Source organism: Brevibacterium ravenspurgense, from assembly GCF_001584615.1.
Lineage (GTDB): Bacteria > Actinomycetota > Actinomycetes > Actinomycetales > Brevibacteriaceae > Brevibacterium > Brevibacterium ravenspurgense.
In genome coordinates, this window is sequence record NZ_LQQC01000010.1 from 1 (window position 1) to 21120 (window position 21120).

A 21120-nucleotide genomic window follows, 5' to 3' on the forward strand; every position below is an offset into this window, starting at 1 on the left:
GAAACGCCCGGTCCCCATTCCGAACCCGGAAGCTAAGCCTGACAGCGCTGATGGTACTGCACACATGTGTGGGAGAGTAAGACACTGCCGCAATCACCCATAACGAAGGCCCTGACAGGTCGCCCCCGAGGGTTGAGCATTGATTTGCTCCCCGGGGCACCTGCAGGGCCTTCACCCATTTCTGCTGAAATCATCCAGCATGCTATGTAGTGTTACCGCATGGCCACAGCTATTTCGAACCGGATCATTCAAGCTCCTATGGCCGGTGGACCCACAACACCGTCTTTGGTGAAAGCAGTCCACGATGCCGGTGCACTCGGCTTCTTAGCCGGCGGGTATCTGAGCCCACAGGCCCTTGACCAGCAGATTGTCGATGTCGGCGACCGGCAGTTTGGCGTGAACCTCTTCGTTCCGGAGGCGCACCACCCTAAGTACGAGGATCTCGATTCCTACAGAAATGCTCTGCAGCCAGCGTTTGCCGAGCTTGGTGTAGACCTGCCAGCTGTCCCCTCGTTCACGGACGATTCTTTTAACGCGAAGGTCGATATTGTTCTGCAGCGCCAACCTGGCTACTGCACTTTTACGTTTGGGCTTCCTGACACGAGTGTCGTTTCTTCTCTTCAGTCCGTCGGCATTCGCGTCGGCATCACCGTCACCACCCCGTTTGAAGTAGTCATAGCTGAGGCAAACGGAGCGGACTTCCTGATTCTTCAGGGTCCGGAGGCCGGCGGCCACAGCGCACAGTTTGACCAGTGGGCCGAACCGAGCACGCTCCCTTTGACAGCGTTTATTGACGAAGCTCGCAGCAGAGTCACCCTTCCACTTGTTGCTGCCGGAGGCATCGGGACGCCCGCAGACGCAGCTATCCTTCTGGATCGAGGTGTCGATGCAGTTCAGATCGGAACTCGGTTCCTCACCAGCTACGAGGCTGGGACAAAACCCTGCCACCGCCGTGCTCTCATAGAAGGCACCTACACCGAAACCACACGGACGCGTGCATTCTCTGGACGTCCAGCCAGGGGTCTGCGCAACGAGTTCATTGACCGCTTTGATTCTGAAGCCGTGATCGGATATCCACAGGTGAACACCCTGGTCGGTTCTTTGAAGAAGGCAGCTGGCGATGATCCCGCTTGGCAGAACCTGTGGGCTGGAAGCAGATGGGCTGAATGCAGGGAACAGAGCGCGGTCGAAATCGTGCGCGAATTCTCGGAGTATCTGAACTCACACGGTTTCTGAACGTCCAAACTAGCTGGTAAGCGCGTCCACGATAGACTGTAGCCTGCAGATTTCAATAGGGGAGAACAGTGGCGAATTCATCATCACACGACGGACAGCGCAGCGAACGCCGTCCAGACCGCGGCAGCCGCTTCCAGCGCCGTGATTCCGGAACTGAGCGCAAGAACAACCGTCGCGACGGTCGTTCCTGGGATGGTGAGCGCCGCGATGCTGATCGTCGGAAGAAGTGGGACGGAGAGCGTCGCCGTGACGGTCGTTCCTGGGATGGTGAGCGCCGTGATGGTGACCGTCGGAAGAAGTGGGACGGTGACCGCCGCCGTGACGGTCGTTCCTGGGATGGTGAGCGTCGCGATGGTGGCCGTCGGAAGAAGTGGGACGGAAAACCGCGCTTCAAAGACAATAAGCGCTCGGACCGTCGCCCCAAAAAGCGTGACGACCGTCCACGCTTCAATGCCCCTCCCATCCCTGAGGGCATCACAGGAAAAGAACTCCCCGGCCACGTCAAAAGCGAACTGCGCGGCCTGAGTGCGGAAAACTCGGAACGGACCGCCAAGCACATCGTTGCTGCAGGCTTCCTTCTCGACGTTGACCTCGACCAGGCCTACGAACACGCAAAAGCCGCCGCACGCAGCGCAGGCCGAATCGGTGCAGCCCGTGAAGCACTCGGCCTCGTCGCCTACCACAAGGGCCTGTACGACGAAGCTTCCCGCGAACTTCGCACGCACATGCGGATCACCGGCTCAAAAGACAACCTCGCGGTCATCGCCGATGCCGAACGCGGCCGCGGCAGGCCCCAAAAGGCAATCGACATGTTCGCGGATGCCAATCGCAATGATCTGAGCAAAGACATCTGGCTCGAACTGGCAATCGTCGCCGCGGGAGCCCACTCCGACCTGGGTGACCTTGAAACGGCCCGCAAGACGATTGAAGACGTCGGATTCACTGGCCACAAGCCCGCAAGCGCAATCCGCCTGCTGCAGGCGTATGCCGATCTGCTGCGCGTCAGTGGAGACAGCGAAACCGCGGACAAGTACGACAAACTCGCTCAGGTCACCGCCGAACGCACCGGCCTGACCGATGCCTCTGAAGAAGTCGACATCATCGTCATCGAAGAAGAACTCGAAGACGAAGCCGCCGACGACAAGCAGACCGAAGAAGACCCCGCCGAAGACGAGCAGGCCGAGGAAGCGTCTGATAACGCGGAATCCGCGACTATCGAACTTGCTGAAGACGTTTCGGCTGACTCAGACTTGCGCGATGCTGGGACAGAGAAAGACGAGGAAGCCGGACCAGCCGTGGGGGACGACAAGTCTGAAGGAGCGCCCGCTGACGATGGGCCTGTTCCTGTGGCCGAAGGCAACACCCTCGAAGACGAAATCAACGAGGAAATGGCCGAAATCATGGCCGACATCGACGCTGCTCAGGAACAGCGAAAAGCCGATGAAAAGCCGGAAACCGCGGAAGCTGAAGCGGGTGAAGCCGCAGTCGCCGAAACAGAGGCTGCCAAATCCGAGCCCGCAGAAACCGAAACAGCTCCAGTATCCGAACCTGCACCTGAAGACACGGAATCTGAGGACGCCGAAGCCAAGCGCCAGCCGAGCGTGGACGACGATCCGGAGCCGGGAGACACTCCTCCCATGTTTGACCTGTGACAGGCTGGCTTTTCGACCTCGACGGTGTTGTCTATACCGGCCAAGCGGAGATTCCCGGGGCCGGTGCGGCGCTGAACGAACTCGCCGCTCACAGTCCCATCGCCTTCGTCACGAACAACGCTTCGCGCTCCAACGCTGCAATGGCTGAGCACATTCGCAGCTTCGGCGTCGACATCGCCGACAGCCAGGTCATGACGTCCGCCATTGCGGGAGCACAGTCCCTGTCCGAGGTGCTGCCAGCGGGTTCTCGTGTGCTCATCGTCGGCAGCGAATTCCTCGCCGCCTGTGTGGAGCAGGCAGGCCTCGAACCCGTCCTGCCGACTGCTGACCTCGTCGACGAACTCGACAGCCAAAGGCAGCGAGTTGATGCTGTTCTCCAGGGGCTTGCCGCTGATGTGGGGAACATCGATCTGTGCTGCGCAATCGCCGCGGTGCGCGCCGGCGCGAAGTTCTGTGCAACCAACCCTGACCTCCGCCTGCCGAAAGAAACCGGGTTCTTCCCGGGCAACGGCTCTTTTGTGCGCATCGTGCAGGAATGTACGGGCATCGATCCCGAGGTGTTCGGCAAACCCGAAGCCACCATGCTCACTCTTGCAGCACAAGCCCAGAAAATGAGCGACACCGTTATGGTCGGCGATCAGATCGCAACCGACATCGCTGCGGGCAAAGCAGCCGGTATGCGGACAGCCCTCGTGCTCACCGGCGTCGACTCCGTCCACTCGGCCCTGGCACTGCCGCCAAGCCAGCAGCCCGACGTCATTACCGCGTCGATTGCCACAGTCCGCGCCGCCGTCGAAGACATCCCGGCCGTCCGCTGCGACGGTGAGACCGCCGTGTGCGGCGAAGCCCGCGTGCACGTAGAAGACAACCGCATCGTTCACTCGGGACCAAACGCACACGCCACAGCCGCGGCTCTCGCTCTGTCTGCGCACCTCGATCGCCCGCTGGACGCTGGAACCCTTCCGGAGCGCTTCGCATGATTGGCTCCACGACACCCGGCGCGAAACCGCAGCCGCCACCCACTCCGGACCGCGAGGAGCACAACCTGCGGGCGGCGCTCGATAAGATTCTCAGCGCGGAAACACCAGAAGCGGTTGAAGCCGCAGAAGCGCTGATTGACCGCATCGAATCGATTCTCGACGCGCGCGCATCATGACGCTTCGCCTGGATGCAGCCCTCGTGGAGCGCGGCCTGGTCCGTTCCCGCAACCGAGCCCAACGCGAAATCCGCGCCGGCCGGGTCGCGGTCGACGGCAAGATCGCCATCAAACCCTCTGTTCCAGTCAACGACACTGCCGACATCACCGTGGACAACGCAGATCCCTGGGTTGCTCGTTCGGCTCACAAGCTCATCGGCGCGCTCGACGCCTTCGCACTTGATGCCACCGGACTGAAGTGCCTGGACGCGGGAGCGTCCACGGGCGGCTTCACTCAGGTCCTTTTGTCACGAGGCGCCGAGCATGTCTGGGCGGTCGACGTCGGCACGGACCAGCTCGACTCGAGTCTCCGCGAAAACCCGGCGGTGACGAGCCTCGAAGAGCATAATCTTCGGGAGCTCACGGAGGACTGGGTCGACGGTCACAAGATGCAGATGACTGTCGCCGACGTGTCGTTCATTTCGCTGACCCTCATTGTCCGTCCGCTGCTGGAGAACACCGACGGTGATCTTCTGCTCATGGTCAAACCGCAGTTCGAAGCCGGCCGCAGCGCCCTGGACAAACACGGCGTGGTCACCGATCCGCAGGACCGTGCCGAAGCTGTGCGCTCCGTTGCAGAACACGTCACCGGTCTCGGAGCTCACGTGCGCGGGATCGTTCAATCCTCACTGCCGGGACCGACCGGCAACATCGAATACTTCCTGTGGGCGCACAAGGGGCAGACACAGCGGCCCCTGAGTTCCACCTCGGCGGGGGAGGGCCTCGACCTTGACAGCATTGCCGAGCACATACGCACGGGAGCCGAGCACCCGCTGACCATCCCCGCTCGAACAGAGCGGGAGGGCAACCGGGCTGATAGTTTGGGTGGCAAGGAGGCTCGGTGAATCGAAGAATCGTCGTCGTGGTGCATCCGCACCGCAAGAGTGCCCGCGCGGCTGCGCAGACTGTGTGCGCAAGCCTGATCGACCGCGGAATCACACCGGTGATCGCACAGCGCGAATACGCCAGCCTGTCGTCCTATGGCGACTTGGATCTGACCGGCATTGAGGTCCTCAGCGACTTCGCTGAACTCGACTCTGAAACCGGCCCCGAACTCGTCATGGTCCTAGGCGGGGACGGTACGATCCTGCGCGCAGCATCTCACTTCCACGGCACCGGCGTGCCGATCATGGGCATCAACCTGGGCCACGTGGGCTTTCTCGCAGAAGCCGAGCGCAAAGATCTCCACGACACCGTCGAAGCCGCAATCGCCCGCGACTACGTCGTCGAACAGCGTATGAGCCTCGACATCACCGTCACCCTCGGCGACGAGGTGGTCCACGAAGACTGGGCGCTCAATGAGGCAACCGTGGAAAAAGACCGCGGCGCCTCGATGATCGAAGTGGTTGTCGGAGTCGACAGCCGTCCCGTTTCGTCATTCGGCTGCGATGGCGTCATCATGGGCACCCCGACCGGTTCGACCGCCTACGCGTTCTCGGCCGGCGGGCCGATTATCTGGCCGGACGTCGAAGCGCTCCTCATGGTGCCGATTTCAGCCCACGCGCTGTTCTCCACTCCGCTGGTCGTGTCGCCGTCCTCAACCCTGGGCGTGGAATTCCAGCCGGTGACACCCGGCACAAGGGCTGTCCTTTTCTGCGACGGGCGCTTCCGCTTCGACCTGCCGGAAGGTGCACGCGTGGAAGCTCGCCGCTCGGCCGTCCCGGTGCCGCTGGCACGCCTGAACAAGGGAGTGTTCACCGACCGTCTGGTCGCCAAGTTCCAGCTGCCGGTCGCCGGCTGGCGCGGACCGGGGGGCCCGCGATGATTGAGGTTCTGCGCATTGAGAACCTCGGGGTGATAAAGGCCGCCGAGGTGGAGCTCTCTCCCGGTCTGACAGTCGTCACGGGAGAAACCGGAGCTGGCAAGACGATGTTCGTCACCGCCCTTGACCTCCTGCTGGGCGCTCGCAGCGGCAGCCACGTTGTGCGCGCCGGAGAAGACAAAGCGGTTGTTGAGGGAATCTTCGATATCGACAACCAGCCCGCAGTTGCTGAGCGAGTCGAAGACGCCGGCGGGGAAGCTGAAGGCGAACTCATCGTCACTCGGACAATTCCCGCGTCCGGTCGTGCTCGGGCAACCGCTGGCGGACGCACCGTTCCGGCCGGCCTGCTGTCAGACATCGGCCAGGAACTCGTATCCATGCACGGCCAGTCCGAGCAGATGACCCTGCGCAGCCGCACCCGGCAGCGCGAACTGCTCGACAGCTACGGCGGTGACGAACTTGCCAAGGTGCGCGATGCCTATTCCGCGGCCTACGCCAAGTGGACCTCCCTGAAAGAAGAGCACGCTGAACTGACCGCCACCTCGACCGAAAGAGCACAGCGGATTGAGTTCCTGGAAACCGCGCTCGAAAAGATTGAGGAAGTCCGCCCGCTCGAGGGCGAAGACGCCGAACTGACCGCCCTTGCCAACCGGCTGGCATCGGCTCACGAACTCAAAACCGCAGTCGCGGCGGCCCAGGCGGCACTCACCGGTGCCGACTGGGACGACGCCGCCAATGCTGTTGACCAGGTCAATGCGGCCGCCGCACAGCTGAACCAGGCGGCCGCAGCGGATGAAACCCTCACGGAGCACGCCTCGGCTCTGACCGACCTGGGTCTGCAGCTGTCAGACCGGGCGGCACGACTGAGTGAATACCTGTCCGGCTTTGACGAGCTCGGCGAAAGGTCACTCGAAGACATCGAACAGCGGCGTGCAGACCTCGGCTCCCTGTCCGCCTACGGTGAGGACACCTCGGCGGTTCTGGCGTTTGAAACACAGGCCGGTGAGGAACTCCTGCGGCTGCGCGAAGCCGGTGAAAGCCTCGCCACCATGGATGCGCAGGTCGAAGCCGCCGAAGCGGACATGCTCGAGAAGGGCGCGCAGCTGACCGAACAGCGGAAGAAGTCCGCGGACGGCTTTTCACAGGCTGTCGGTGCTGAACTCGCCGCGCTGTCCATGCCGAAGGCGTCGATCACCTTCGAAATCGAAGAAGCCGAACCGGCCGCCCACGGCTGCGACAGCGTGTCGCTGCTGTTCGCCGCTCACTCATCGACCGTGCCCGGCGAAATCGGCAAACTCGCCTCCGGCGGCGAACTGTCGCGCGTCATGCTCGCCATCGAAGTGGTCATGGCCCGCAGTGTGGCGTTCCCGACGTTTGTCTTCGACGAGGTCGACGCCGGAGTCGGCGGCCGGGCCGCCATTGAAATCGGTCGACGCCTGGCACAGCTGGCTGGGCACTCGCAGGTCATCGTCGTCACTCACCTGGCGCAGGTCGCCGCGTGGGCGGACAACCACGTCACGGTTGCCAAAGACGACGCCGGAGAAGGCGTCGTCTCCGGAGTGACCGTGCTCAGCCGGGACGAACGGGAACACGAACTGGCACGCATGCTGTCCGGCCTGGCCGAATCCGATTCGGCACGCGAACACGCAGACGAACTCCTGGCGATCGCCGCGCAGGAAAAATCCTCCTTCAGCGGCGTGAAAGAATAGCCCCGTGGACACTGCAGAATCTGTTGAAAAAGGGCACGGCGGGATCATCGCCGACCTCGTCGACGACATGGCGACGTTCGTTCACGCTCATCCCGACCTCCTCTTCAGCGCACTCGACCTTCCGGACATCCCCAAATCGATGTTCAAACGCCAAGCGCTGGTCGTATCCGCCGGGTACAACTACAAAGAGGACTTGGCAATGCTCAAGTCCTACATTCGGGAATACCGTCCGCTGCTCATCGGCGTTGACGCAGGCGCCGACGCGCTGCTCGAGGCCGGCCACCGCCCCGACATTGTGATCGGCAACCTCGACGCCGTGGGCGATTCGCCGCTTCTATCCGGCGCTGTGCTCATCGCCCACTACGGTCCAGACCGCCCTGCCGAGGGCATCCAGCGTTTGGAAAAAGAGGGACTGCACTACGACGTCCTGAAAACCGCCGGAACAAACGAAGACGCGGGACTTCTGCTGGCGGACGCCCTCGGAGCGCCGCTCATCGTGTCCGTGGGCTCACCGGCCGTTATCGAATACGCCCACGCTGGTGCTGAAAGCCAGCCGTCGGCATATGTGGTCCGCATGATCCTCGGGTCACGCGTCGTCGACGCCAAGGGAGTGTCGCTGCTCTATCGGCAGCGCGCAGGATCCTGGCAGCTGGTGGTGCTCGCCCTGGCCGGCCTGCTGGCGCTCGCCGCAGCTCTGGCGGCCACCGAGTCCGGGCGTCTTCTGCTGGAGCTCATCGCCGCGCAGCTCGACGGCTTCTTCGGACTCTTCGGAGGCGGGAGCCCGCGCTCCGACGCACTGCTTCACACCCATCTACCGTCCGTTATCCAAGGCTGAGAACCCGTGATCGACTTCCGCTACCATCTGGTTTCCCTGTTTTCGGTGTTCCTGGCGCTGGCCGTTGGGATTGTGCTGGGCGCAGGCCCCCTCAAAGCACCCATCGGAGAGTCCCTGCAAGACCAAGTGCAGGCACTGCGCGAGGACCGTGACAACCTGCGCGGTGAGCTCGATAAGAGCCGTGAGGAAACCAGCAGCCTCAATGAGTTTGTCGAAGCACACGCGCCGGACCTCATCAACGGCAAACTGCGCGGCCGCACTGTTTCGATCATTAGCGCAGAAGAGGCCGCCGGCGCAGATGTGCGCGGGCTCGAGCAGCAGCTGACAGCCGCGGGCGCAAGTGTTGTCGACGGCGGGACGCTGACAAAGACGACGTTCTCGGTGGAAGACCCGCAGGGCGATCTGGTTGAGAAGCTACGCGAATATGTGGACGCGGGCCCACAGGATCCCACGCAGGCAGTTGCCGGAGCGCTGACCGAAGTGTGGGGTGTCGGCAGCAAAGCCGACTCCTTGTCAGAACAGGAAGCAGAAGACGTTCTGAAGATCCTGCGCGACCACGGCCGGATCACCGGCGGCAAGGCGGGCAAAGTCGACGCGCTTGTCTTTGTCGCGGGCGAAGGGACCGCTGTGGCACAGGCACGCGAAGGGGAAACAGCTGAGCCCGCCGAAGACACCGGCGATTACATCGAAGCGATCCGAGAAATGCAGGGCACACTGCCGCTCGTAGCTGCTGGACCGCTGGGCAACAGCGGGCTGATCCACCAGCTGAGGTCAGACCGCACGGGAACAACCGTCGACGGCATTGAAACCAGCGCGGGCGCCGTCATCACGGTGCTGGCGACAGCAGACCTCATCGACGGCGGAAAACCCGCCGCCTACGGCTTCGGCCAGCGCGCCGAAGAACTGTACCCCGGTATGAAGAAGTAGTCTTGGAAGGGAAGAAGGAGTTACACGTGAGCGACACGCTGGCCCCGCAGAAGCGCATTCTGCATGTTCTGACCGAGGCGTCTTCGCCTATTGCCGACACCGCCGCGACCATCATCGCCGGCCAACTCGAACGCGGGTACCGGGTTGCGGTTGCCTCGCGGGCAGATGTATTCCAGGCCCTGAGCGCCCAGCACCCACAGCTGCGGCACATCGATATTCCCGCCCGACCGTCAGCGTTTGACCTGTCAGCGGGCACCTCGGCATTTCGCCTGCACAAGATCTACCGGCACATCGACGTCGTCCACGCCCACGGTCGGCACGCGGCCGTGCTTGCCGGCCTCGGTCTGACCGGTCTGCCCACCAGGATGCACCCGCCGATCATCGCAACCGTCGGCCGTGACGAAGACGATTCCCTCTTCGGCGCGCAGCACTCGATTGTCGCCCGCACTGCAACCGCGGTTCTCGGCACCACGGAGCGGGTTGTTGCCGACTACGAAGACGACGTCGCCGTCGCTGAACGGGCCCAGCTTGTGCGCACCGACGATCAGGGCTTCCCGCGTCCGAACGTGTCCGCTAAGAAGATGCGCCGCCGCCTGTCCGCCGATGACGGCCGCATGGTCATCGCCGTGCCGATCGAAGCCAAAGACACCGTGGAACTGACCGAGGTGGTCGAAGCGATCGTCGCGCTTGACAAGACCCAGTCCGACCGCCGCTGGAGGGTTGTCTTCACCGGCCGCGGCGGAGTCCGTTCGCACCTCGAAAAGCTCTCCCACGCCCTGGACTACGTCACGGTTGCAGCACCCTCAGACGCCGTCAACGTCGTCAATGCCGCAGACATCGTCATTGCGTCTGCCCGCATGACCGGCCTTGATTCCGACGACGTCATGAACGTCGGCAAAGCCACCATCGTGGTCGGCAATGAGCGCCTGGCCAGGGCCTACGGCCCGCACGCCACGGTCGCCAACACGGCAGACGAAATCGGCCAGGCGATCGCAAGCTACGCGGGCAGCCCCGCCGACCGGATCAGCGACGGCTTCGCGCTTCGCAAACGCGTCCGCAGCGGCAACCGGGACCACCTGGTCGAAACGCTGCTGGAACTCTACGCGTACGCCGAGACCCTCAATGCCTGAACGACCACAGCTGGCTGATCAGCTGGTCGACTATCCGACCCACGGGCGGGAAGTCGTGTTTCGCGGTGCCGTGTGGGACGTGTGCCGCGAAACGGTCGACCTGCCGGAAGCAGCCGGTCTGACTCGGGACTTCGTCGACCACACGGGAGCGGTCGGCATTGCCGCAGTCGATGACGAGGACCGGATCCTCCTCATCCAGCAGTACCGGCATCCCGTCCGTCAGCGCGACTGGGAGATCCCAGCCGGTCTGCTCGATGTGCAGGGCGAAGATCCGCTGCTGGCCGCTCAGCGCGAACTGAGTGAAGAAGCCGACCTCCAGGCTGGCTCCTGGGCGGTTCTTGCCGACCAGCTCAGCTCGCCCGGCGGTCTGAGCGAAGTTCTGCGCATCTACCTGGCCCGTGACCTAGCCGAGGACGCCTCGGACTTTGTGCGCGAAGGCGAAGAGGCCGGCCTCGTGCTGCGCTGGACCCCGCTGGGTGAGGCATTCGAGGCGGTCCGTGAGGGCAGGATCGGCAACGCCACCGCGCAGCTGGCCATCCTGCACGCCCACGCATCGCGTGCCGGCGGATGGTCCGGTCTGCGACCGGCCGACTGCGCGTGGCCCGCATACCGCCACCTGCACGGCTGATATGGCCAGACGAGGAGCACAGCTGCTCCCGGACGATGCACCGCGCGCCCTGCGGCAGCCCACCGAGGAGTACCTGACGATGCTGCGCCTGGAGCGCGGCCTGGCACAGAACACCATCGACGGCTACGCCCGGGACCTGGCTGACTATCTGCGGTTCCTGGACGACGAGGGGCTGAGTGACTTCGCGCAGGTCGATCCCGAGGTGGTGCGCCGGTATTCGGAAGTTCTCGCCGAAAGGGGAGCGGCGGCATCGTCACGGGCACGCGCCCTGTCCGCTCTGCGCAGGTTCCACGCGTTCTATGCTGCAGAGGCGCCTGGTCGGATCGACCCGACCGTCGACGTCCAGCTGCCGAAGGACATCAGCCGGCTGCCGAAGGCACTGACAGTCTTCGAAGTCGAATCGATGATTGCCGCAACCGCGGGCGATGACCCGGTGAGTCTGCGTGCGAAGGCTCTTCTGGAAATACTGTACGCAACCGGGGCGCGCATCAGCGAAGCGGTCGGCATCGACATTGACGACCTCGACCTCGACGGCGGGGCTGTGCGCCTGTACGGAAAGGGCAGCAAAGAGAGGATCGTGCCGCTGGGCAGTCACGCAGTTGACGCGCTCGGTGCCTGGCTGACCCGCGGGCGGACCGCCTTCAGCCGCGGCAGCACCGCGGCCGTGTTCATCAACCAAAGGGGCGGGAGGCTCACCCGCCAGTCCGCGTGGGCGGCGGTGCGCACTGCCGCAGAGACCGCGGGACTGACCGGTGTGACGGCCCACAGCCTGCGGCATTCGTGCGCAACGCACCTGCTGGAAGGCGGTGCGGACATTCGTGCGGTGCAAGAGCTGCTGGGGCTCGCCTCGGTGTCGACCACGCAGATCTACACCAAGGTCACGGTGCAGTCCCTGCGTGAAGTATTTGCATCAGCCCACCCCCGGGCGCGGTAGGCTAGAAGAACAGTAGCAAAGAGAAAGGTGAGTGGTGTGGACAACCAGCAGGAAATCGACATCGATGTCCCCGAAATGGGGCCCACTGGACGTCCGCTGACTGATTTTCCAGTCCCACCGCCGGTTGAACAGCACGGTCCCGCGCGGATCATCGCGATCGTCAACCAGAAGGGCGGGGTCGGCAAAACCACCACCTCGATCAACCTGGGTGCTGCGCTGGCCGAATACGGCAGGCGCGTGCTGCTGGTGGACTTCGACCCGCAGGGAGCACTCTCGGTGGGGCTCGGCATCAACCCGCACAGCGTTGACCAGAGCGTCTACAGCCTGCTCATGAACTCCCGCCTGGACCCCCATGACGTCGTCCAGAGCACCGACGTTGAGGGCATCGACGTGCTGCCGGCAAACATCGACCTTTCTGCCGCGGAAGTGCAGCTGGTCGGCGAAGTCGGCCGCGAACGCGCTCTCGATCGCGCCCTGCAGAAACTCGCCCCGGAATACGACGTCATCCTGGTGGACTGCCAGCCCTCACTGGGTCTGCTCACCGTCAACGCGCTGTCAGCAGCCCACGGGGTCATCATTCCCCTGGAAACCGAATTCTTTGCCCTGCGCGGTGTCGCACTCCTTGTCGAATCCATCGAAAAAGTGCAGGAGCGGATCAACCCTGCACTCGAAATCGACGGCATCCTCGCCACCATGTTCGACACCCGCACACTGCACTCGCGAGAAGTTGTGCAGCGCGTTGTCGAAGCCTTCGGGGACAAGGTCTTCGAAACCGTCATCAACCGCACCGTGAAGTTCCCCGACGCGTCCGTCGCAGCAGAGCCCATCACATCGTTCGCATCGTCTCACCGCGGTGCCGAGGCCTACCGGACACTCGCCCGCGAACTCATTGCCCGCGGGGGCGCACCCTGATCGACACGGTCGAAACCCCCGGTCCTGCACAAGCCACAGACGAGGCGGACGCCGCCGAGGCCGGGTTCACGGTTGAGCTCGACGTCTTCACGGGACCCTTCGACGTCCTGCTCGACCTCATTGCCAAACGACGCCTGGACATCACCGACATCGCCTTAGCCGAGGTGACTGACGAGTTCCTCGCCTTCACTGCCCAGCTGCGCGACACCGACCACGCGTCAACCACGGAGGGGCTCGAACAGCTCTCAAGCTTCCTCGTGGTGGCAGCAACTCTGCTCGACCTCAAAACAGCCCGCCTGCTGCCGCAGGGCCAAGTGGAAGATGAGCTCGACCTCGAACTTCTTGAAGCCCGCGACCTCCTGTTCGCCCGCCTGCTGCAGTACCGCGCCTACAAACAGGTGTCCCTGCTGTTCCGCGAGCAGATGACCGCAGCGGGCATGCGGATCCCGCGCACCCCGGAACTCGAAGAGAAGTTCCGCGACATCCTTCCGCCTCTTGAGTTCACAGCGACCCCGGAAGTCATCGCGGCCCTCTACGCCACGGCCATCAGCCGAGACCACACACCGCCGACCGTGGCAGTCGACCACCTGCACCTCGAGCACGTCAGCGTTGCCGAGCAGCGCTCCGTCATTCTGGGGGAGCTGGCCAGCCGCGGGCGAATTGACTTTGCGGAACTGGCGGCCAGTGCCGAAACCACACTCGTCGTCGTTGCGCGGTTCCTCGCGCTGCTGGAACTCTTCAAAGCCCACCTGTGCGATCTGCATCAGGACACCCCGTTGGGGCCGCTGAGCGTCGTTGCCGCGGCCTCCGGCGAGGAGCTGCGCAGCGCCGACCTGGGCGAATCAGAACAAGACGCGGAACCGGACAGGGAGGACTGACGTGCGCGAAGACTGGTACGAAGCTCTCGAGGCGGTGCTCATGATCTCCGCTGAACCGCTCACTGCCGACGACCTCGCCCAGGGACTCGGCATCGACCGAGCCTCGGTCGAAACAGCGCTGGCTGATCTGGCTGCCGACTATGACGGTCTGAACGGCTCCGTTCGCCGAGGGTTTCAGCTGCGGGCATCCAACGGCGGATGGCGCATCAGTTCGCGCGAAGAGCAGTTCGACAACGTCAAGGGCTTCCTCGTGCGAGGCCAATCATCGAAGATGTCGCAGGCGGCGCTGGAAACCCTTGCCGTCGTCGCATACGCCCAGCCGGTCACCCGGGCGCGAATCTCCGCCATCCGCGGCGTCAACGTCGACGGGGTTGTGCGCACCCTCCTGATGCGCGGACTCATCGTCGAGGTCGACAGCGACGACGCTGGGGGAGCACGCCAGTACGTGACATCACAGGTGTTCCTCGAATCAATGGGCATCGACAGTCTCGACCAGCTTCCGGACATCGCCCCCTATCTGCCCGAAGACGTCCCCGCCGACGACTGAGGCCCGCGGGTGGGCCCTCGCCGGGCATAGCCGGCCCGGCCTCTGCGACAATGGGGGACATGAGCACGAAAGACTCTCGCCTCCCTGGCCACCCATCGAAAAGGCCCTCGCGTCGCAAGCGCGCCGAACGCCACCAGCCGTCGCGTGATGTGCACGCAAGCAACGGTGTGCGTCTGCAGAAGGTGCTCGCAGATGCCGGTCTCGGATCGCGCCGTTCGTGCGAACAGCTGATCGTCGACGGTCGCGTGTCGGTTGACGGCACGCAGGTGCGCGAACTCGGCACCCGCATCGATCCGGACAAGCAGAGCGTCGAAGTTGATGCAATGCCGATCACCACCCACACCGACAAGGTGTACCTCGCCTTCAACAAACCCCGGAAGGTTGTCTCCTCCATGGGCGACCCGGAGGGGCGCAAAAACCTTGACGACTACGTGGGCGACCGCCCCGAGCGGCTGTTCCACGTGGGACGGCTGGACTACGAAACTGAGGGCCTGCTCCTGCTGACCAACGACGGTGAACTCTCCAACCGCCTGTCGCACCCCTCCTACGAAATCCCGAAGACCTATCTGGCTCAGGTGCGCGGCACAATCGCCAAGGACGTCAGCGCTCGCCTGCGCGATGGAATCGAACTCGATGACGGCCTGGCCCACGCCGACAGCTTCAAGCTGATCGAAACCGTTCAGGGTGTCTCGCTTGTCGAAATCGTGCTGCACGAAGGCCGCAACCGCATTGTCCGTCGCATGATGGACGCTGTCGGCAACCCCGTCATCCGCCTGGTCCGCACGAAGTTCGGACCCATTGAACTGGCAGAGCAGCGACAGGGCAAAGTCCGCTCGCTGCGGCCGGACGAAATCGGCGCGCTGTTCGAAGCGGTGAAGATGTGAACGTCCACATCATCGGCACTGGCCTGCTGGGCACATCGCTCGGGTTGGCCCTGACTAACGCGGGGCACCGGGTAACGCTGGAAGACCTGTCGCCGACCGCGGTCAACCTGGCCGCCGACATGGGGGCGGGCACCCGCGAAAACCCCACCGACCCGGACGTCGTCATCGTTGCCGCCCCACCGGACGTGTGCGCCGGCATCATCGTCACAGCACTGCGCACGTGGCCGCGGGCAACAGTCACCGACGTGGCCTCCGTCAAGGGAGCCATTCTCGCCCAGGTGCGCGAACAGACCCGTGAACGCGAACTCGACCGCTACATAGGCTCCCACCCCATGGCCGGACGTGAAAAATCCGGGGCTATTGCAGCCCGCGGTGACCTCTTCACCGCGAGCCCCTGGGTGGTCTGCTCTGACGAGGACACCCCGAAGGAGCGCCTGGATCACATCGTCAACATAGCCGAAGCGGTCGGAGCAGCCGTTATCCACCTCGACCCAGACTTCCACGACTCCTCGGTCGCGCGAGTGTCCCACGCCCCGCAGGTTGTCGCCTCGCTCATGGCAGCCCAGCTGCGCGACATGCCGGCAGACGGGATCGCCCTGGCCGGTCAGGGCCTGCGCGACACCACGCGGATCGCAGACTCCGACCCCGGCCTGTGGACCCAGATTCTGTCTGGCAACGCGGCTGAAATCCGCACCGTTCTTGAAGGCCTGCGCGACGACCTCGACACCGTCATCGGCGCGCTTGACCTGGGGCCTGGCGCCTATGCTGCGCTCGCCGGAGCGCTCGCGGCGGGCAACGAGGGGCGCGACAGGATCCCCGGAAAACACGGTTCGGCACCCACCCGATACTCCGTCGTCACGGTCGTCGTCGACGACACCCCGGGTGCTCTGGCGCGTCTGTTTGCGGATATCGGCGAACTCGGCGTCAACATCGAAGACATGCGGATGGACCACGCCACGGGCGTTAAACTGGGCTCCGTTGACGTTTCAGTCCTCCCGGCAAGTGAAATCGACCTCATCAGCGGCCTGCGGGAGCGCGGTTGGCGCCTGCCCGAAGCCGCACTCGAACAAGAAGGAACAGCATGACCACAGTTGCGATTGACGGGCCCAGCGGAGTTGGCAAATCGAGCGTTTCGCGCGAATCCGCTTCGCGTTTGGGCTTCGGCTACCTCGACACCGGCGCCATGTACCGCGCCGTCGTGTGGCTGTGCCTCAACCGCGGCGTTGAAGAACCCGGCGATGTCGTCGAGCAGATCCGCGGCTGCGACCTTGAAATCTCAACGGATCCGAAGAACTTCTACATCGAAGTCGACGGCATCGACGTCACCGAGGAAATCCGCACCGACGAAGTGACCTCCAACGCCACGATCGTTTCGGCTGTGCCTGATGCCAGGGCCGAACTGATTGAAAAGCAGCGAGAGATCATCAGCGCGGCCGAACCTGGCATCGTCGTGGAAGGCCGCGACATCACGACCGTCGTCGCCCCGGATGCTGAAGTGCGGATCCTCATGACCGCCCGCGACGAAGTCCGGATTGCCCGCCGCACCCAGCAGCTGCACGGCAGCGTTGACGAAGCGACGATGAAGGCGACCGCCGAAAACGTCATCGGCCGCGACAAGAAGGACTCGAAGACCACGAGCTTCCTCACCGCGGCAGACGGCGTGCACACACTCGACACTTCGGACATCGACTTCGAAGCTTCCGTGCAGGCGGTCCTCGACCTGGTGGAGGCAGCGCGTGGCTGAGGAGTACACCGGAACCCACGACGATGATTTCGCCCGCCGGATCAGCGAAATCAGCGATGACGACGCGCAGAAGCGGGCGGAATCGCTGCTGGCCGGTCTGCAGGAATATGACCTCGAAGACGAAGACGCGGACCTGCTCAACGCCTATGGCGCAGGCTTTGACGATGACGACGTAGACGACGGCCCAGCGCCCGTGCTGGCCATTGTCGGCCGCCCGAACGTGGGAAAGTCGTCGTTCGTCAACCGCATTCTCGGTCGCCGCGAGGCTGTTGTAGAAGACGTCCCGGGAGTCACCCGCGACCGCGTGAGCTATCCCGCGCAGTGGGCGGGCCGTAAGATCACGCTCGTTGACACCGGCGGTTGGGACATCGACTCGAAGGGCATTGCTTCGCGCATTGCCGAACAGGCTGAAGTTGCCGTTGAGCTTGCCGACGCCGTTGTCCTCGTCGTGGACGTTCGCACGGGTGTTACGGCAACTGACGAACACATTGTGCGCATGCTGCGCCGCACCAAGAAGCCCGTCCTGCTCGCTGCGAACAAGGTCGACAGCGACAAGGATCTTTTGAGCGCGGCCGAACTGTGGTCACTGGGCATGGGGGAGCCGCACCCCATTTCCGCCATGCACGGAAACGGTGTGGCAGACCTCCTCGATGAGGTTCTGAAGATCCTGCCCGAACAGTCGCAGATCGACCAGGCCATGGAACGCGGTGGACCGCGCCGCGTGGCTCTTGTGGGCCGACCCAACGTCGGCAAGTCTTCGCTGCTGAACAAGATCGTCGGCCACAAGCGAGTGGTCGTCGACAACGAAGCCGGAACCACCCGCGACCCCGTGGATGAACTGGTGGAGCTCGGCGGGCGGCAGTGGCGCTTCATCGACACCGCCGGTATCCGCAAGCGCTCAAAGAACGCCAGCGGCTCAGAGTTCTATGCCTCACTGCGCACCCAGACCGCGCTTGAGCGCTCCGAGGTCGCAGTGGTCCTGTTGGAGGCCAGCGAGGTCATCTCCGACCAGGACATGAAGATCATCCGCAACGTCATCGACGCCGGTCGCGGCCTCGTCGTGGCGTTCAACAAGTGGGACCTGCTGGACGATGAGCGCCGGTGGAACCTGGAACGTGAGATCGAACGCGAGTTCGGCCACATCAGCTGGGCTCCGCGCGTCAACATCTCCGCCGAATCGGGCCGACACGTCGAAAGGCTGGTCCCGGCCATGGAAACGGCGCTTGAAAGCTGGGAGAACCGCATTCCCACCGGCAAGCTCAACGCGTTCCTGGCTGAGCTTGTCGCGGCCAACCCCCACCCGCTTCGGGGCGGCAAACAGCCGCGCATCCTGTTCGGAACCCAGGCCGGCAGCAGGCCGCCGAAGTTCGTTCTGTTCACCACCGGCTTCCTCGATCCTGGCTATCGCCGATTCATCGAGCGGCGTCTGCGAGAGGTCTTCGACTTCGAAGGCACCCCGATTGAGATCTCCATGCGCATCCGCGAAAAGCGCAAAAAGCGCTGAGCTCCAACCGCGGCAGAAGGGGCCGGCGGACCATGAGCGTCCCGTCGGCCCCTTCTGCCTTGTGGACACCTCTTGCGGAAAGTTCTGACTGAGCGGTAGAAAAGGAAGCGCACCAGGTTTTCAGCAAAGACGCAGAACCACCAGGAGGAATGATCTATGGCGCGCACAGCAATCGTCACCGGAGCCGCCCGCGGAATCGGTGCGGCAACAGCAAAACGACTCGCAGCTGACGGTCACAAGGTCGCGGTATTCGATCTGAAGGAAGAAGACACACGCGACACAGTTGAGGCGATCAAAGCGGCAGGGTGCGAAGCCATCGGCATCGGCGCTGACGTGTCGGATGAAGAACAGGTGCAGGCGGCGGTGAAGAAAACTGCTGAGGAACTCGGCCCGCCCACGGTCCTGGTCAACAACGCCGGCATCATTCTGGACAATCTGCTGTTTAAGATGCCGCTGCACGACTTCCAGAAGGTGCTCGCCGTGCACCTGGAGGGCAACTTCCTCATGACGAAGGCATGCCAGGAGTACATGGTGGCTGCGAAGTTCGGCCGCATCATCTCGCTGAGCTCCACGTCGGCACTGGGCAACCGCGGTCAGTCGAACTATGCGGCCGCAAAGGCCGGCGTGCAGGGGCTGACGAAGACCTACGCGATTGAACTGGGCAAGTTCGGGGTGACCGCCAACGCAATTGCCCCAGGATTCATCCAGACCGACATGACGAAGGCCACCGCCGAACGCGTGGGCATGGACTTTGATTCGTTCGTCGAACGCGCCGTCAGTGCCATCCCTGTGGGTCGCGGCGGTGTGCCCGAGGACATTGCCAACGCTGCGGCGTTCTTCGCTTCGGAAGCCAGCGGATTCGTGTCCGGTCAGGTTCTCTACGTTGCCGGCGGACCCCGCGGCTGAGCCGGACCCCGCGGCTGAGCCGGACCCCGCGGCTGAGCCGGACCCCGCGGCTGAGCCGGAAACCACTGGACCAGCCCCCATCCCACACAGGAGGACACATGACAGACGCAGTCATCGTTTCGACAGCGCGCACACCGATCGGCAAGGCCTACCGGGGCGCTTTCAACAACACCATGCCGCAGGAGCTTGCCGGCCACGCCATTAAGCACGCGGTCCAGCGAGCAGGCTTGGAAGGCCCTGAAGTCGACGACGTCATTCTCGGTGCGGCCGTCCAGCACGGTGCCCAGAGCACCAACCTGGGCCGCCAGGCCGCCATCCGGGCGGGCCTTCCCACCTCGGTTGCCGGTATGACGATCGACCGGCAGTGCGCTTCCGGCCTTATGGCGATTGCCACGGCGGCCAAGCAGATCATCGTCGACGGCTTCGACATCGCCGTCGGCGGGGGAGTCGAATCGATTTCGCTGGTCCAGAACGAACACTTCGCCGACCAGTACCGCTCCCGTGACCCGTGGTTTGCCGAGCACCAGCCGGACCTCTACATGCCGATGCTGAAAACCGCAGAGGTCGTCGCCGCACGCTACGGTGTGTCCCGCGAAGTGCAGGACGAATACTCCTACCAGTCGCAGATGCGCACCGCCGCAGCACAGGAGGCAGGACGCTTCGATGACGAAATCGTCCCGCTGCCGTCGGTCAAGCTGGTCCAGGACAAAGAGACCAAAGAGATCTCCGAAGTCGAAACCGTCCTGGAGCACGATGAGGGCAACCGCCCCTCCACCACACTGGAAGGACTGGCGGGACTGAACCCCGTTCTGCCGCCGGGGGACTACTCCGACAACCCGACGATCACCGCAGGCAATGCTTCACAGCTGTCCGACGGCGCTTCGGCCTCCGTCCTCATGTCCGCAGAAGAAGCATCCCGCCGTGGGCTTGAGCCCCTGGGCATCTACCGCGGCATTGCGGTTGCCGGTCTGGACCCGGACGAAATGGGCATCGGGCCGGTCTACGCCGTGCCCAAACTGCTCAAACAGCACGGTCTGACGGTTGACGACATTGGCCTGTGGGAACTCAATGAGGCCTTCGCGGTGCAGGCTCTGTACTGCCGTGACCGCTTGGGTATTGACCCGGAGAAGTTCAACGTCAACGGCGGAGCGATCTCGGTGGGCCACCCGTACGGCATGTCCGGTGCCCGCCTCACCGGCCACGCTCTGCTTGAGGGCAAGCGCCGCGGAGCCAAGTACGTTGTCGTCACGATGTGCGTCGGCGGCGGTATGGGTGCTGCTGGTCTGTTCGAAGTCGCCTAACGCGCAAGCAGGGTGAATGAGCCTCACCGACTCATCCGGCTCACTCTGAACACAGCAGCTGCGCCCCGGATCTTGGAAAAGATCCGGGGCGCACTTTGTCAGTCCTTTGCCCCGGTGCGCACTTTTGGCAGGAATCCGTGCAGCGTCAGCAGGGTTCCGCAGAAAATCGAGAAGAAGACCCAACGATAGAAGAATGTCAGGAAGTCGTTTATGTCGTACATTTCTTCGCCGCTGGCATCGACGATCACATTATTGCCGCTGACGACTGTTTCGCCCGGTGATGGTTTTTCAACGACGGCTTCGCCTGTGAGGTACTGACCTTATTCCAGGAACAGCTTCTCACAAGGGGCGTTGTAGATCAGAGGCGTCAGGTGGTGGTTGCAACGCCTGATTTCTTGTGGAGGGTGTTGTGCTGTGTTCGATGTTTGTGTGGTGG

Annotated in this window: 22 protein-coding genes and 1 rRNA gene; 22 read left to right on the forward strand and 1 reads right to left on the reverse strand. The window is 63.6% G+C overall.

Annotated elements, in window-relative coordinates; all coding sequences use genetic code 11:
- From rrf to Bravens_RS04615, 22 genes are all read left to right on the forward strand, one after another.
- Positions 1 to 93, forward strand: a 5S ribosomal RNA gene (rrf, locus tag Bravens_RS04510); the annotation flags it as partial.
- Between the two features lie 126 nt (positions 94 to 219).
- Positions 220 to 1236 (forward strand): NAD(P)H-dependent flavin oxidoreductase, encoded by a 1017-nt coding sequence (locus Bravens_RS04515; protein ID WP_082791033.1) that lies wholly within the window; start codon positions 220 to 222, stop codon positions 1234 to 1236.
- Between the two features lie 68 nt (positions 1237 to 1304).
- Positions 1305 to 2888 (forward strand): tetratricopeptide repeat protein, encoded by a 1584-nt coding sequence (locus Bravens_RS04520; protein ID WP_062020706.1) that lies wholly within the window; start codon positions 1305 to 1307, stop codon positions 2886 to 2888.
- Complete coding sequence (locus Bravens_RS04525) at positions 2885 to 3868, forward strand: HAD-IIA family hydrolase (protein WP_062020709.1); 984 nt, start codon at positions 2885 to 2887, stop codon at positions 3866 to 3868. Before Bravens_RS04520 ends, Bravens_RS04525 begins: the two co-directional genes overlap by 4 nt.
- Positions 3865 to 4044, forward strand: a complete 180-nt coding sequence (locus Bravens_RS04530; protein ID WP_061944304.1) for a hypothetical protein — start codon at positions 3865 to 3867, stop codon at positions 4042 to 4044. Before Bravens_RS04525 ends, Bravens_RS04530 begins: the two co-directional genes overlap by 4 nt.
- Positions 4041 to 4928, forward strand: a complete 888-nt coding sequence (locus Bravens_RS04535) for a TlyA family RNA methyltransferase (protein WP_062020712.1) — start codon at positions 4041 to 4043, stop codon at positions 4926 to 4928. Before Bravens_RS04530 ends, Bravens_RS04535 begins: the two co-directional genes overlap by 4 nt.
- Positions 4925 to 5848 carry an NAD kinase gene (locus Bravens_RS04540; RefSeq protein WP_062020715.1) on the forward strand — a complete coding sequence of 308 codons (924 nt, stop codon included), beginning with the start codon at positions 4925 to 4927 and terminating at the stop codon, positions 5846 to 5848. Before Bravens_RS04535 ends, Bravens_RS04540 begins: the two co-directional genes overlap by 4 nt.
- Positions 5845 to 7554, forward strand: coding sequence for a DNA repair protein RecN (recN, locus tag Bravens_RS04545; protein ID WP_062020718.1), 1710 nt, complete (start codon positions 5845 to 5847; stop codon positions 7552 to 7554). Before Bravens_RS04540 ends, recN begins: the two co-directional genes overlap by 4 nt.
- 4 nt (positions 7555 to 7558) lie before the next feature.
- The gene (steA, locus tag Bravens_RS04550) at positions 7559 to 8389 is read left to right on the forward strand and encodes a putative cytokinetic ring protein SteA (RefSeq protein ID WP_061944317.1); all 831 of its coding nucleotides are present in this window, start codon (positions 7559 to 7561) and stop codon (positions 8387 to 8389) included.
- Between the two features lie 6 nt (positions 8390 to 8395).
- Positions 8396 to 9316, forward strand: coding sequence for a copper transporter (locus Bravens_RS04555; RefSeq protein WP_062020721.1), 921 nt, complete (start codon positions 8396 to 8398; stop codon positions 9314 to 9316).
- A gap of 26 nt (positions 9317 to 9342) precedes the next feature.
- Positions 9343 to 10446 (forward strand): glycosyltransferase family protein, encoded by a 1104-nt coding sequence (locus Bravens_RS04560; RefSeq protein WP_062020725.1) that lies wholly within the window; start codon positions 9343 to 9345, stop codon positions 10444 to 10446.
- Positions 10439 to 11074 (forward strand): NUDIX domain-containing protein, encoded by a 636-nt coding sequence (locus tag Bravens_RS04565; RefSeq protein WP_062020728.1) that lies wholly within the window; start codon positions 10439 to 10441, stop codon positions 11072 to 11074. Before Bravens_RS04560 ends, Bravens_RS04565 begins: the two co-directional genes overlap by 8 nt.
- 1 nt (position 11075) lies before the next feature.
- Positions 11076 to 12008 carry a tyrosine recombinase gene (locus Bravens_RS04570; RefSeq protein WP_062020731.1) on the forward strand — a complete coding sequence of 311 codons (933 nt, stop codon included), beginning with the start codon at positions 11076 to 11078 and terminating at the stop codon, positions 12006 to 12008.
- A 75-nt stretch (positions 12009 to 12083) separates the two neighbouring features.
- Positions 12084 to 12920 carry a ParA family protein gene (locus Bravens_RS04575; RefSeq protein WP_231864047.1) on the forward strand — a complete coding sequence of 279 codons (837 nt, stop codon included), beginning with the start codon at positions 12084 to 12086 and terminating at the stop codon, positions 12918 to 12920.
- 119 nt (positions 12921 to 13039) lie between these two features.
- Positions 13040 to 13798 (forward strand): segregation and condensation protein A, encoded by a 759-nt coding sequence (locus Bravens_RS04580; protein WP_082791034.1) that lies wholly within the window; start codon positions 13040 to 13042, stop codon positions 13796 to 13798.
- Position 13799: 1 nt separating this feature from the next.
- Positions 13800 to 14345 carry an SMC-Scp complex subunit ScpB gene (gene scpB, locus Bravens_RS04585; RefSeq protein ID WP_019175322.1) on the forward strand — a complete coding sequence of 182 codons (546 nt, stop codon included), beginning with the start codon at positions 13800 to 13802 and terminating at the stop codon, positions 14343 to 14345.
- A 59-nt stretch (positions 14346 to 14404) separates the two neighbouring features.
- Positions 14405 to 15229: a pseudouridine synthase gene (locus tag Bravens_RS04590; RefSeq protein WP_061944351.1), complete on the forward strand. Its 825-nt coding sequence runs from the start codon at positions 14405 to 14407 to the stop codon at positions 15227 to 15229.
- A complete protein-coding gene (locus Bravens_RS04595) occupies positions 15226 to 16314 on the forward strand; it encodes a prephenate dehydrogenase (protein ID WP_062020736.1) in 1089 nt (362 codons plus the stop codon). Before Bravens_RS04590 ends, Bravens_RS04595 begins: the two co-directional genes overlap by 4 nt.
- Positions 16311 to 16973 carry a (d)CMP kinase gene (gene cmk / locus Bravens_RS04600; RefSeq protein WP_062020739.1) on the forward strand — a complete coding sequence of 221 codons (663 nt, stop codon included), beginning with the start codon at positions 16311 to 16313 and terminating at the stop codon, positions 16971 to 16973. The genes Bravens_RS04595 and cmk overlap by 4 nt, the downstream gene beginning before the upstream one ends.
- Positions 16966 to 18477 carry a ribosome biogenesis GTPase Der gene (gene der, locus Bravens_RS04605; protein ID WP_061944362.1) on the forward strand — a complete coding sequence of 504 codons (1512 nt, stop codon included), beginning with the start codon at positions 16966 to 16968 and terminating at the stop codon, positions 18475 to 18477. The genes cmk and der overlap by 8 nt, the downstream gene beginning before the upstream one ends.
- Positions 18478 to 18633: 156 nt before the next feature.
- Complete coding sequence (locus tag Bravens_RS04610; protein ID WP_062020742.1) at positions 18634 to 19383, forward strand: SDR family oxidoreductase; 750 nt, start codon at positions 18634 to 18636, stop codon at positions 19381 to 19383.
- A 98-nt stretch (positions 19384 to 19481) separates the two neighbouring features.
- Positions 19482 to 20684 carry an acetyl-CoA C-acyltransferase gene (locus Bravens_RS04615; RefSeq protein WP_019175316.1) on the forward strand — a complete coding sequence of 401 codons (1203 nt, stop codon included), beginning with the start codon at positions 19482 to 19484 and terminating at the stop codon, positions 20682 to 20684.
- Positions 20685 to 20782: 98 nt separating this feature from the next.
- Here the strand turns inward: Bravens_RS04615 and Bravens_RS10535 are convergent, their stop codons facing one another.
- Positions 20783 to 20932, reverse strand: coding sequence for a hypothetical protein (locus Bravens_RS10535; protein WP_157452705.1), 150 nt, complete (start codon positions 20930 to 20932; stop codon positions 20783 to 20785).
- Between the last annotated feature and the right edge of the window lie 188 nt (positions 20933 to 21120).

Excerpts from the sequence above, each read along its gene's own strand:
- Bravens_RS04515 (WP_082791033.1), top strand. The coding sequence starts at position 220 with ATGGCCACAGCTATTTCGAACCGGATCATTCAAGCTCCTATGGCCGGT.
- Bravens_RS04530 (WP_061944304.1), top strand. The coding sequence starts at position 3,865 with ATGATTGGCTCCACGACACCCGGCGCGAAACCGCAGCCGCCACCCACT.
- Bravens_RS04535 (WP_062020712.1), top strand. The coding sequence starts at position 4,041 with ATGACGCTTCGCCTGGATGCAGCCCTCGTGGAGCGCGGCCTGGTCCGT.
- recN (WP_062020718.1), top strand. The coding sequence starts at position 5,845 with ATGATTGAGGTTCTGCGCATTGAGAACCTCGGGGTGATAAAGGCCGCC.
- Bravens_RS04565 (WP_062020728.1), top strand. The coding sequence starts at position 10,439 with ATGCCTGAACGACCACAGCTGGCTGATCAGCTGGTCGACTATCCGACC.
- Bravens_RS04570 (WP_062020731.1), top strand. The coding sequence starts at position 11,076 with ATGGCCAGACGAGGAGCACAGCTGCTCCCGGACGATGCACCGCGCGCC.
- Bravens_RS04575 (WP_231864047.1), top strand. The coding sequence starts at position 12,084 with ATGGGGCCCACTGGACGTCCGCTGACTGATTTTCCAGTCCCACCGCCG.
- Bravens_RS04590 (WP_061944351.1), top strand. The coding sequence starts at position 14,405 with ATGAGCACGAAAGACTCTCGCCTCCCTGGCCACCCATCGAAAAGGCCC.
- cmk (WP_062020739.1), top strand. The coding sequence starts at position 16,311 with ATGACCACAGTTGCGATTGACGGGCCCAGCGGAGTTGGCAAATCGAGC.
- Bravens_RS04610 (WP_062020742.1), top strand. The coding sequence starts at position 18,634 with ATGGCGCGCACAGCAATCGTCACCGGAGCCGCCCGCGGAATCGGTGCG.
- Bravens_RS04615 (WP_019175316.1), top strand. The coding sequence starts at position 19,482 with ATGACAGACGCAGTCATCGTTTCGACAGCGCGCACACCGATCGGCAAG.